Origin of the sequence: Streptomyces sp. R33, assembly GCF_041200175.1 — a bacterium.
Taxonomy (GTDB): domain Bacteria; phylum Actinomycetota; class Actinomycetes; order Streptomycetales; family Streptomycetaceae; genus Streptomyces; species Streptomyces katrae_B.
On sequence record NZ_CP165727.1, the window covers coordinates 331,423 to 343,213 of the forward strand.

Annotated in this window: 11 protein-coding genes and 1 pseudogene; 5 read left to right on the forward strand and 7 right to left on the reverse strand. The window is 69.3% G+C overall.

Annotation, left to right across the window (positions count from 1 at the left end):
• Positions 1–19: 19 nt before the first annotated feature.
• A complete protein-coding gene (locus AB5J51_RS01765) occupies positions 20–3,721 on the forward strand; it encodes a DNRLRE domain-containing protein (RefSeq protein ID WP_369776505.1) in 3,702 nt (1,233 codons plus the stop codon).
• A 104-nt stretch (positions 3,722–3,825) separates the two neighbouring features.
• On the opposite strand, the gene AB5J51_RS01770 is transcribed toward AB5J51_RS01765, so the two are convergent.
• Together AB5J51_RS01770 and AB5J51_RS01775 are read right to left on the reverse strand one after the other, a co-directional pair.
• Positions 3,826–4,851, reverse strand: a complete 1,026-nt coding sequence (locus AB5J51_RS01770; RefSeq protein ID WP_053789018.1) for a 2-oxoglutarate and iron-dependent oxygenase domain-containing protein — start codon at positions 4,849–4,851, stop codon at positions 3,826–3,828.
• Between the two features lie 230 nt (positions 4,852–5,081).
• Positions 5,082–5,258 (reverse strand): annotated as a pseudogene (locus AB5J51_RS01775) (MerR family transcriptional regulator); the annotation flags it as partial.
• Positions 5,259–5,882: 624 nt separating this feature from the next.
• On the opposite strand from AB5J51_RS01775, the gene AB5J51_RS01780 reads away from it, so the two are divergent.
• Positions 5,883–6,650, forward strand: coding sequence for a hypothetical protein (locus tag AB5J51_RS01780; RefSeq protein ID WP_369776506.1), 768 nt, complete (start codon positions 5,883–5,885; stop codon positions 6,648–6,650).
• On the opposite strand, the gene AB5J51_RS01785 is transcribed toward AB5J51_RS01780, so the two are convergent.
• Positions 6,611–7,333: a transposase gene (locus AB5J51_RS01785; protein WP_369776507.1), complete on the reverse strand. Its 723-nt coding sequence runs from the start codon at positions 7,331–7,333 to the stop codon at positions 6,611–6,613. The genes AB5J51_RS01780 and AB5J51_RS01785 overlap by 40 nt on opposite strands.
• A gap of 76 nt (positions 7,334–7,409) precedes the next feature.
• Positions 7,410–7,625 (reverse strand): hypothetical protein, encoded by a 216-nt coding sequence (locus tag AB5J51_RS01790; RefSeq protein WP_168724407.1) that lies wholly within the window; start codon positions 7,623–7,625, stop codon positions 7,410–7,412.
• A gap of 172 nt (positions 7,626–7,797) precedes the next feature.
• Between AB5J51_RS01790 and AB5J51_RS01795 the strand changes: the two genes are divergently transcribed.
• Complete coding sequence (locus AB5J51_RS01795; protein WP_136226870.1) at positions 7,798–7,971, forward strand: CsbD family protein; 174 nt, start codon at positions 7,798–7,800, stop codon at positions 7,969–7,971.
• A 312-nt stretch (positions 7,972–8,283) separates the two neighbouring features.
• Positions 8,284–9,498, forward strand: a complete 1,215-nt coding sequence (locus AB5J51_RS01800; RefSeq protein WP_369776508.1) for an IS110 family transposase — start codon at positions 8,284–8,286, stop codon at positions 9,496–9,498.
• 234 nt (positions 9,499–9,732) lie between these two features.
• Here the strand turns inward: AB5J51_RS01800 and AB5J51_RS01805 are convergent, their stop codons facing one another.
• The 3 genes from AB5J51_RS01805 to AB5J51_RS01815 all read right to left on the reverse strand — a co-directional run bounded on the left by AB5J51_RS01805 (position 9,733) and on the right by AB5J51_RS01815 (position 11,452).
• Positions 9,733–10,110: a CBS domain-containing protein gene (locus tag AB5J51_RS01805; protein ID WP_369776509.1), complete on the reverse strand. Its 378-nt coding sequence runs from the start codon at positions 10,108–10,110 to the stop codon at positions 9,733–9,735.
• A gap of 726 nt (positions 10,111–10,836) precedes the next feature.
• Positions 10,837–11,208, reverse strand: a complete 372-nt coding sequence (locus AB5J51_RS01810) for a fic family toxin-antitoxin system, toxin component (protein WP_136226885.1) — start codon at positions 11,206–11,208, stop codon at positions 10,837–10,839.
• 16 nt (positions 11,209–11,224) lie between these two features.
• Positions 11,225–11,452 (reverse strand): hypothetical protein, encoded by a 228-nt coding sequence (locus tag AB5J51_RS01815; RefSeq protein ID WP_159047293.1) that lies wholly within the window; start codon positions 11,450–11,452, stop codon positions 11,225–11,227.
• Between the two features lie 156 nt (positions 11,453–11,608).
• On the opposite strand from AB5J51_RS01815, the gene AB5J51_RS01820 reads away from it, so the two are divergent.
• The gene (locus AB5J51_RS01820; RefSeq protein ID WP_240805610.1) at positions 11,609–11,698 is read left to right on the forward strand and encodes a hypothetical protein; all 90 of its coding nucleotides are present in this window, start codon (positions 11,609–11,611) and stop codon (positions 11,696–11,698) included.
• Positions 11,699–11,791: the final 93 nt, after the last annotated feature.

The following is an 11,791-nucleotide window of genomic DNA, read 5'->3' on the forward strand; positions in this document are numbered from 1 at the left end:
GCTGGTTTTGGTGAGCGGAATGGCGGCAGCAGGACTGGGCACGCTCGCCTCTGCGGGGACGGCGGCCGCCGCGGCCGATCCGGTCGCCGACGGGTCGATGAGCGCCGAGGACTTCGCGCTCGCCAAGGCCAAGGAGACCGGCCGGCCGTACGAGCTGGTGTCCGCGAGGACCGAGTCGTCGGACACGTGGGCGACGCCGGCCGGCAAGTGGTCGGTCAAGCGCTACGGCACTCCCGTGCGGGTGCTGCGTGGCGGTGTGTGGGTGGCGACGGATCCGACGCTGGTGTTCGCCGCAGACGGGCGCGTGGTCTCCAAGGCCGCCACGGTGTCCGTGGCGTTCTCCGGCGGTGGGACCGGACCGCTGCTGACGGGCGTGAAGGACGGGCGCACGCTGTCGCTGTCCTGGCCGAAGGCGCTGCCGAAGCCGACGCTGGCGGCGAACGTGGCGACGTACGCGAACGTGCTGCCGGACGTGGACCTCCAGGTGAAGGCCGAGGTCGAGGGCTTCAGCGAGCTGCTGGTGGTCAAGACGGCCGCCGCGGCCGCCAACCCGGAGCTCGCGTCGCTGAAGTTCAAGGTCGACACGGTGGGACTCAACGTGTCCGCGGACGCCGGAACGGGCGCGATCAGCGCGGTCAATCCCGCCGGGCAGACGGTCTTCACCAGCCCGTCCCCCCTGATGTGGGACTCCACGACAGCCGCCCCGGCAGGTGGGCAGGCGGCTGGGGTCTCGAAGATGTCGACGGCGAAGTCGATGTCCAAATCGGCCGCCGCCGGTACTGCTGCTGCCGGCGCTGCTGCCGCCGGTACGGGAGGGGCCTCCGCGCCCTCCGACGCGTTCATCCCTCCGGCGGGCGCCAAGGACGCGCACATGCCGACGACGGTGGCCAACGGCAGCCTGGAGATCAAGCCCGACCAGGCGCTGCTGACCGGGGCTCAGACGAAGTACCCCGTCTTCATCGACCCGTCCTGGGCGTGGGGCGAGCGGCAGAACTGGACCCGGGTCTACAAGAAGTACCCGAACAACTCGTACTGGAACAGCAAGGACGACGTCCGCGTCGGCTACGAGGCCGAGACGAACGGGCTCTCCCGCTCCTTCTTCCAGATCGACACGTCCAACATCAAGGGCGCTCAGGTCAGCAAGTCGACCCTGCGGGTCCGCAACACCTGGTCCTGGTCCTGCCAGGCGCGTCCCGTGGAGCTGTGGCACGTCGGCGCGATCTCGTCCAAGACGAGCTGGAACAACCAGCCCGGCCAGATCTCCAAGATCAACTCGGTGAACGAGTCCAAGGGCTGGAGCTCCGACTGCGCGGCCGGGAACCTGGAATTCGATGCCACGGGGCTGGCCCGACAGGCCGCGGCAGGCAGCTGGTCCGGCGTCACCATCGGTCTGTACGCCGGCAACGAGTCGGACACGTACGGCTGGAAGCGGTTCGACCCCAAGACGCTGACGCTGGAGACCGAGTACAACAACCCTCCCAGGACGCCCTCGTCCCTGGGCACCAGCCCGCGCACCGCCTGCTCGGGCGGCAGCATCGGCAACACGGGTATCTCGCTGTTCGCAACGGTCGAGGACCCGGACGCCGGCAACCTGACCGCCGAGTTCCAGATCTTCAAGGCGGGGCAGAGCACCCCGACCGCGAGCCAGTCCGTCCCGGCCCTCCAAGGACGCTTCGCGACCTGGGCCGTGCCCGACTCCGGCCTGCCCAGCGGCAACTACACGTGGAAGGTGCGCGCCAAGGACCAGGAAGGCGCCTCCTCGGCCTGGACCTCGGACTGCTCCTTCACCGTGGACCGCGACCGGCCCAGCAAGAAGCCCGGTATCTCCTCCACCGACTTCCCGAGCGGTGAGAGCGGCTGGCCGGCGAACACCGGCAAGGCCCGTACGCCGGGCGCCTTCACCTTCGACACCAACGGCGTCGGCGATGTGGCGGAGTTCATCTACTGGTCCGACACCGAACCGGAGCAGCAGTCCACCCCGCCCGGCAAGGCCGTCAAGATCACGCCGCCGAGCTACGGCCCGCACGTGCTGAACGTGCAGAGCGTGGACGCTGCGGGCAACCGCTCGGACACGGCCGTCTACAAGTACTACGCCAACCGCGGCGGCGCCCTCCGTGACGCTCCGGGCGACCTCAACGGCGACGGCTTCAAGGACATCTGGTCCACGGACTCCAACGGCATCCTGTCGATGTACGCCGGGGTGGGCAACGGTTCCTTCACGGCCGGGATCAACGGCGGCGCGACCGCGACGTTCGCCGGTCAGCAAGCCCTGAGCAGCGGGGACTGGACGTGGGACGGTTACAACGACCTCGTCACGTTCGGGTACGACAACGTGGCGAAGAAGAACCTCCTGTGGGCCTACGCCAACAAGGGCGCCGGCGTCATCGACGAGCACTCCAGGACGGAGCTCACCGTCACGTGCCCGGTCAAGGCCCCCGAGCTCGGCTGCGACTTCGGCGACGACTGGAACGGTGACGACCACTGGTACAACGCCGAGCAGGTCCTCGCTCCCGGGGACCTCAACGGCGACAACGACCCCGACCTCCTGGTCAAGCAGGGCAAACAGCTGTGGGTCTACTACAGTTCGGGCAACCTGCTGGACGCCCGCGAGCCGGTGCTGGTCGGCGAGGGCGACTGGGACAAGTACACGGTCGTCGCCCCTGGTGACACGAACGGCGACGCGATTCCCGACCTCTGGCTGCGCGACAATGCCACCGGTGACATGTTCCGCGCATACGGCGCCAAGGGCGCGGACGGCAATGTCGACCCCACGACCTGGGGCAACAAGACCAGCCGTGTGTACATCGGCTACGGGGTCAAGCAGAGCGACTACCCCTCCGTCGGGTCCGCCGGTGACGCCAACGGCGACGGGATTGCGGACCTGTGGGCCCGCAAGGCGGACAACACGATGATCGCGTGGCTCGGCAAGAACGTGCAGCCCGGTCAGGTGGCGTTCGAGGCGGCCACCGTGGTCGACGGCAGCATCGCCTTCCAGCCCGGCACCAAGCTGGCCTCGGGCCAGACCTACACGACCCCGTCGGTCAAGCTGGTCATGCAGACTGACGGCAACCTGGTCCTGTACCACCGCACCGGCGGAGACGGCAAGGGCGGCGCCCTGTGGGCCTCCCAGACTTACGGCAACCCCGGCGCGTACGCGGTCATGCAGACCGACGGCAACCTCGTCGTCTACAAGCAGGACGGCGGCGAGGGCAAGGGCGGCGCCCTGTGGGCCTCCCAGACGTACGGGAACCCCGGCGCACGCCTGCAGTTCCAGGCCGACGGCAACCTGGTCATCTACAAGAGCGGCACCAGCAGCGGCTGGCAGAACGGGCTCTGGCACACCAACACCTGGATGCGCAGCCCCCGCCTCCAGAGCGGCCAGGAGCTGACTCCCGGCGCCTGGATGCAAGGAAAGCGCAACGCCCTGCTCATGGACAGGGACGGCCGCCTGACCCTGCGCGACCTGGCCACGGGCAAGGAGCAGTGGCTCACCGACATCTGGAGCCCGGGCGCACACGCCCACATGCAGACCGACGGCAACTTCGTCCTGTACAGCAAGGACGGTGGCGAGGGCAAGGGCGGCGCCATCTGGGCCTCCCAGACCTACGGCAACCCCGGCGCCTACCTGCAGCTCCAGGACGACGGCAACCTCGTCGTCTACCGCAAGGACGGCGACGGCACGTGGCAGACGGCCCTCTGGTCCACCAACACGTGGCGCTGACGCGGCGATAGCCCGCCGAAGCTGGTGACGACGAGCGGCCCGGACCCCACGGTCCGGGCCGTTCGGCTGTGACGTGGCAGCCGCGGAGTCGTGCGTGCCGTCGTCTACGGGGCCATCGCCGCCAGGCGGTCCTCGCGGATGATCCGGCGCGTCGTCGCCCGTTCCGGGTAGCACCTCATGAACATGTCGGTGAAGTGGCGGCCGTAGTGCAGCGTCTCCTCCGAGCGCCGCCCGCCCAACGGCCGCATCCGCGCGTCGAAGTGCGGCTCGTGGAAGTACGCCAGCGCGTACCGCTCCCGCTCCGCCAGCCGGACCCGGTGCGCCGTCGCCTCCACCACCCCGCGCGTCAGGAACTCCAGGATGTCCCCGGGGAACACCGTCAGCACCCCCGACTCGGGCTCCACGAACCGCCAGTCCTGCGCGTCCTCGGCCCGCCCGGCCGAACTCTCCCCGGCCACCCAGTTCCGCGACCGCTGCTCGCCCTCCACGGGCGGCCGTACATACAGCCCGCCCACCTCGTCCTGCGCCGCGATCACCAGCAGCCCATAGTCGGTGTGGGCGCCGATGCCCCGCTCCGACTCCCCCGTACGGGCCGGGAAATGCAGGGCCCGCAGGTGGTGCCAGCCGCCCCGGGTCAGCCCGGTCAGCTGCCGCGCGCCCGAGGGCCCCAGGCCCAGCCCCAGCGCGACGAGCCGCAGGATCCGCTCACCGAGCTCACCGACCCCGCACAGGTACGCCTCGATGGCGTACCGGAACGGATCGCCCGGCCACGGCACCGGGCCGTGGCACGGCATCCCCTTGCGCACCCGCCGGTGGCCGTGGTCGAAGTGCGGGGTGACCGTGAAGATCTCCGGCTGGTCCGGCACGCCCGCCGTCAGCTCTTCCCCGGACTCGATGTACCCGCTGTACGACAGATCGTTGACGCAGCGGTGCTTCAGCCCGAGCGGCAGCCGGAAGAACGCCCGCGCCGCGCACATCGCCGCGTCGGTCAGCTCCTCCAGGTCCGGATCGCGCCGGACCTGGAAGATCCCGTCCTGCTGCCAGGCCCGCACCATCCGCCGCCCCAGCTCCTGGTCCGCCGCGGTCGCCTTGACCCGCTCCGGCACCAGGAACGTCGAGAATCCGGCCACCCTCTGCCTCCTTCGCCCGTGGCTTCGTGCCCCACAGCACGGCCGCGGCCCTGCGAGGTTCGGCCCACCCCGCGCCCATGGCCGGATCCGGCACCGGATGCGCCCCAGCTCCCCGACCGTCCGCCCAGCTCACCGCCCGGGACCGGCCCCTCCGACCTCTCGCGTCCCTCCGGCCTCCGCCACCGGAACGGCCCGAAGCCGTCGTACCCCCGCGCTCGGTGGGCGTCGCGGCGCAGGGTCAGGACGTACGCCGCCGTGAGCGCGACGGCGGGGTCCTCGTCGTGCGACAGGTCCGTGAGGGCGCGGGTGGCCGTGGTTCCCGGTATGTCGGCGAGTGCCTGGGCCAGCCGCCTGCGCACGGGCGATGCGTCGGGGCCGTACAGGAGGCGCCCGACGAGCGCGGTGGCGCCGGGATGTCTTCCGCGGAGCCGTAAGCGTGGCCGAGGCCGAGGTAGTCGAATTGGAGTACGACGATGGTCCGGGTGTTCTGTCCGGCGAGGCTGACATCCGCAGCGCCCAAGCCTCTGTGCACCCAAGCGCCACCTCGATGGCATCCTCGGCGTAGACCGGCCCACATCAGGAAGGGGAGCTGATGAATGGGGAGGTCGTGACCGCCTTAGTCGTCATCGCCTTAGGGAGGGGCACCACAATGGTCCTCCCCCAGCGATCCTCCCGCCAGTCCGGTTCGCCGCGGCGTTGCATCGGGAGACGGAGCCGTGGCAGCGGGACGTGACCTAGCCATCCCAACCGCGCCGGCGGCCATCTTTGACCCCGACTTCGGGCCAAGCGTGACACTCCAAAAGCCCCTCGACCCACGACGCCGCCGAACAGGCAAGAGCAACCGTGAGCAACCCATCCCTCGGCCCGCCATCCGGGCCCTCGGCGACACCGCCGCCCAATCGGCGAACCTACGCGCGGAATATGAAGCCTTCGTCGCCGAAGCCCAAGCGGCGGCCGTCAGCACATGGCCACACTCCACGGTGTCGAGCAACTCAGCCTGGTCACGCCTTCCTTTGGAAAAGAAGTTCAGGATGCACATCCTGGAAGATCCATCCGAGCTCTCCGCGCGCGCACAAGACCTCCTGCTTCGCACAGCCCGGCGTGAGTGCCCGTCCCGGTTCGGGCTGCCGATAGAGCTCTGGCAAGTGCGCGACCACGCGGGGAAACTCGTCCCCGCCCCCATGGATCTCATCATCCGGTGCGAGGGATTCGAGCAGAAGTTCGGAGGCCTGCGCTACGAGGTACGCCGTAGCTGGGTTGTGAACGGGGACCGGTACGAGACCGCCCGCGGATGGGAGTACGACCATTTCGGTCTGCAGACGGCAGCATGGCAGGGCCCGGGAAGAAGAGGCTGGTACTTCGAATGGACCGGCGAGCGTGTGTCGAAGCCGTGCCGGGACTTGATCCACACCGACGGCAGTGTGGGCACCGACGTCGACGGCGGCAGTCCTTACCTCCCCATCGCCCCGTCGATCCCGCATCTGATCGAATCACATGCCCTCACGGACTCCGTCGCGTCGTGGAAGCCATGGCCCATGGACAGTCTTGCCACCTCGGCCATCGAACTCCTCGACGGCCTGAGGGATGTACCTGAAGCCTCGTGGGCTTCCTCGCGGTGGCGACTGTCGGACACCGTTGCCGTCATGGACTACGACAGCTGGGACCACGAGTACCCGCGCCGCCGGACGCTCGTCTGGTCTCGCGAAGAAGCCGGTCACCGTCAAGTGCAGGCAGTCCTGGACGGATGGCAGCACCACGATCAGAGCGACGCCGTGACCCTCGGTGGCACAACCTCGTAGAGACGCCGGTCCCGGATCAGGGCCCACAGGACGTTCACCCGGCGGCGGGCGAGAGCGATCACCGCCTGGGTATGACGTTTCCCCTTGGCTCGCTTGCGGTTGTAGAAGGTCCGAGAGTTGAGGTCGTAGCGGACGTTGGTCAGCGCGGCAGCAAGCCGGTCCGGGGTCGGGAAGAAGGTGAGGTCGCTGCCAACGAGGAACTCGGCACCGAGGAGAGGGCCGATGCCCTGCTCGTAATGATCTCCGCAAGGTCGTGGGCCCGGGAAGCGGTCCTCGATGAGGCGGTCGACCTCCGCGACCTTCTCGTTCAACACCCGTACGTCAGCGGCGAGGGTCCGCACCAGCTGGGCGATGACCGCCTCGCCAGGGGCTGCGGTGTGCTGCTGTTCGGCGGCATCAAATGCCATCGTCTCGAGCTCCTCTGGACTGCGGACTACCCGAGCGCGAAGCCAGCGAGTCAGCCGGGCGATGCCCACGCGGCGGATCGCGGCCGGGGTCTGGTAGCCGTCGAGGAGCACGAGCGGGCCGGTGCTTGTGAGGACGAGAGTACGTTCCAGAGCGGGGAACGTGCCGGTCAGCGTGGAACGCAGGCGGTTGATCGCCCGGGTCCGGTCACGGACAAGGTCCGTGCGGTGGTTCGTGATGATCTTCAGCTCGATGGTGGACTCGTCGGCGGGCCGCATCGGCTTGAGGTCGCAGCCGGGACCGGTCAGTCGTGCAGGTAGTCGCGCAGCCGATCCAGGCGCTCGGAGGCCACCTTCACCCCGGGCGCTGCGTGTGGAGGAGGAAGAAGGCGGATGCTCCGGGTGCGCTGGACACTGACCCGTTGGGGACTTGGAAAGCCTCCAGGAAGGCGTCGGCGTCGATGTCGGCGTCGCCATAGACGCGTTCGCCGCAGAATCCGGCGATCGACCAGTCCGGGTCGAGGAACGCGGTTTCACGCCGACCGCGGCGGTCGACGACCTCAACGACCACGGCGTCACCCTCACCCTCACCCTCACCCCCATCGCCGACACCTACGCCGCCGCCATGCGACCACCGGCCACATGGCCCCTGGCGCCGCGGCCGCACGACGGGGTTTGCGGGCGGCGATCGGGAGCAGGAGAGCGGTCACGACCAATCCGGTACAACAACGAGGAGGTCCCCGATGTCGGGTACGGAGAAGAACAAGGCACGCGCCGAGCAGGCCAAGGGCAACGCCGAGGAGACCATCGGCCGGGCCGTCGGCAACGAGCGCATGACCGCCGAAGGCCGGGCCGAGCAGGCCAAGGGCAAGGCGCGTCACGCCAAGGAAGACATCAAGGACACCTTCCGCCACTGACCCGGGCGGCCCCCATGGCCGTCACACCGGCCGGGCCCCAGCCCCCCCCCCGTTATCTTTTTCGCGGTCCTGCAATGGGGCCGCTGGCCTCCGGGCCCGGTATGGCTGTGTCCCCTCTGTCGAAGGCATGACCTGGGGGGTGGTGTCGCCGGGTCCGTGGGGTGCCGTCGGAGACGCTGATGAGAGACCCGGCCACCGCCCGGCCTGGCGCAATGCCGGGCAGTTCGCGGGCGGCAGGTCTGCATAACGTGGATGCGCGAGCACGGTGCCGCCGCCGAGGCCGGCAGGATCCAACCACCCTGGAGGGGTGCGATGTTAGACACCGGCGATGTGGCCGTCTTCCTGGGTATGGACGTCGGCAAGAGCGCCCATCACGGTCACGGGCTGACGCCGGCGGGCAAGAAAGTCTTCGACAAGCCGATGCCCAACAGCGAACCGAAACTGCGGGCCGTCTTCGACAAGCTGATCGCGAAGTTCGGCACGGTGCTGGTGATCGTGGACCAGCCGGCCTCAATCGGCGCTCTGCCGCTGACCGTCGCCCGCGACGCCGGCTGCGAGGTCGCCTACCTGCCCGGACTCGCAATGCGGCGGATCGCTGACCTGTATCCGGGCGAGGCGAAAACCGACGCGAAGGACGCGGCGGTGATCGCGGACGCCGCTCGCACCATGCCGCACGTCCTGCGGTCGCTGGAACTGACCGACGAGATCACCGCCGAGCTCACGGTGCTGACCGGCTTCGACCAGGACCTCGCCGCCGAAGCCACCCGCACCAGCAACCGGATACGCGGCCTGCTGACCCAGTTCCACCCGTCGCTGGAGCGCGTGCTCGGGCCCCGGCTGGACCACCCGGCCGTCACCTGGCTCCTCGAACGCTACGGATCCCCGGCCACACTGCGGAAAGCCGGCCGCCGCAGACTCGTCGACCTCATCCGCCCGAAAGCCCCGCGGATGGCCGCCCGGCTGATCGACGAGGTCTTCGACGCCCTGGACGAACAGACCGTCGTGGTCCCGGGAACCGGCACCCTCGACATCGTGATCCCGTCACTGGCCGCCTCGCTCACCGCGGTCCACGACCAGCGCCGGGCGCTCGAAGCCCAGATCAGCACCCTGCTGGAGGCCCACCCTCTTCACCAGGTCCTGACCTCGATGCCCGGAGTTGGGGTCAGGACCGCCGCCGTCCTGCTGGTAACCGTCGGCGACGGCACCAGCTTCCCCAGCGCTGCCCACCTCGCCTCCTACGCTGGCCTCGCCCCCACGACCAGATCCTCGGGGACCTCGATCCACGGCGAACACGCACCACGAGGCGGAAACCGGCAGCTCAAACGCGCCATGTTCCTCTCCGCCTTCGCCTGCATGAACGCCGACCCCGCCTCCCGCACCTACTACGACCGCCAACGCGCCCGCGGGAAAACCCACACCCAGGCGCTCCTCCGCCTCGCCCGCCAACGCATCAGCGTCCTGTTCGCCATGCTCCGCGACGGCACCTTCTACGAGTCCAGAGTCCCCGCCGTCACCCTCGCTGCATGACCATCCCAAACAGCCTCATACCTGGCATCACGTCCTTGACGAAAGACATAGAGACACCCCCCCCGGGGGTCGGGGCCCAGCCGCGTCCACTCACGTCCCGAACCCCAGAGCAGACCCCAAGCCGGCGACGCGGACGGAGGGGCCGTCACTCGTGCCGGGTGGCGCCCTCAGTCCTGCCCCGCTCCACTCTGCCGGACCCTGGTCGGACTTCTACCGGGCCTCCGGTTGGCAGGGTCAGTTCTGCGAGATCGTCTGGAGCAGGTCGCCGACCTTCGCGTCCGGCAGCGCGCGGGCGACGTCGGCCAGCGCGACGATCCCGACCAGCGTGTGCCCGTCGATGACCGGCAGCCGGCGGACCTGATGCTCGCTCATGGTCCGCAGGATCTCTACGGCGTCGTCGTCGGCCTTCACTTGGCCGGGGTCCTTGCCCGCGCCCAGGACCTTCACCACGATGTCCCGGTCGGTGAGCATGCCCTTGTGTTTCTCGTCAGTGCCGCAGATCGGCAGCGCGCCGACTCCCAGCTGGGTCATCTTCTTCGCGGCCTCGAGGACTGTCTCCTGGGCGCCGATGCACGTCGCGCCGTCATGATCTCGCGAGCCGTTGTCATCCACCTGCTCCTTCGTCTTCCTCTGCACGGGTGCGGGGCCGCCCCTCACGCGGGCAGGCCACAGGACCCGGTTCGTCGGCTCCCGTCGGCCCTGTATGGGCGCCGGAACCTCGTAATGACCCGTCCTGCCCCGGCGAGCGGTCCCCACACATGGCGATCACGGCCGACGGGAAGCCACTGCGCTGCTCCGGCATGTGGGACCGGGGTGGCCGCCGAGCCGTGGAGGCAACCGGTTCCCTAGCTGCTGCACGACACCCGCCCCGGCTGCAAGCGCGCCCGACCGCAGCTTTACCCGGACGTACGCAAATCTGTGCCGATCCGGGCACGGCAAAGGGGTCCGCCCCTATGGGAACCGACCCCGTCACCTCCGCGTGGCGGCGGGGCACTACCAGCGGTAGACGCGTGATATCGGAAGCCACCGCCTGAGGGTGGGTGCTTCCGGAGCGGGCCCCCGCCGCATGCCGCCCTTCCCCCGGCGTCATGCGGCAGGCCCGCCCGCACAACATCTGGGGGCTCCGGACTTCAGCCTTTCCCCCGACAACCTCGAAGCCACAACGCCGGAGACCCACCTGGCCTTCGCCCCCCCCTGAACAGGACGAAGTCGTACTCGGTGTCATTCATACCGCTACCGCTAGCGTCTCCACCGCGCTCCACGTTGGAGACCACCGGGCAGGCCCGCCAGCCCAGCGCCTCTCAACCCAAGTAGCCGAGGCGCTGCTCATTGCGCCCGTCAGCGAGTCCAGTCCTTCAAAGAGGACGCGATCTCCCGCACGTCGACCTGGCCACCAGCCACCCGTTCGACCAGGTCGACAGCCTCCTTGGTCGTCACGTTCACCGCCAGCCCCGAAGCATGCAGGTACGCGGCAGCCACCGCGGCCCCGAACAACTCGTTCGAATGCTCCAGCGCCGGAACCAGTACGAGCTGCTGCAGGAGGGCAGCAGCACGGTGGTGGGGCTGGTCGTAGACCGGCGTATCCATCACGCGGAAACCGTGCCGCGCCCGGGCGGCCTCGAGGGCTCCCCAGTCCACGACCTCCGGGTCGCCGGGAAGCTCCTGATGCGCGACGTCGAGCAGCCAGGTCAGATCGACCTGCAGGAACATGCTCATGCCGCGGGACTCAGGCCGCGGTGGCGCTGTGGCCAGCCGGACCGCCGAAGCGCTGGGCGAAGCCCTCGGCGTGCTGGCCGATGAAGGACCGCGCGCCCTCCACGAAACGGACCCGGGTCAGGTCCGCATCCAGCACCTGCCCGGCATACGCCTCCGCCGGCAAGCGCTTCTCCGCCGCAGCACGCTGCAGCTGCGCGTACGCCTCATCGCTGATCACAATACGGATTTCCCGAGCCATGGCACCACGGTAGCGGCCCGCCGCAGTGGGTGGCAGGAGAATCAGCCACCCACTGCCACCAATCCTGAGGGTGCCTAGCGGCTCCACCGCCCCACGCATTCGAGTTTCCATCCCGCTTGGCGGCCTGGTGCTGGTCTCGTGGTTGCGCACGACGTGGTGGGCGGGGTATTCGCCTTTCACGGGGGCAGCCCGCGTGAGGTCGGCCGTCCCGGCGAGCCAGGCGGAATCCTCCATTTTCGCCCCTGATGCGCTCGACTGGGAGGCCTTGGGCGCCGGCCACTCGGCGTGGCTGTCCTGAGATCTTCTCCGGAGGACTCCAGGAGTTCTATGAAGACCTGC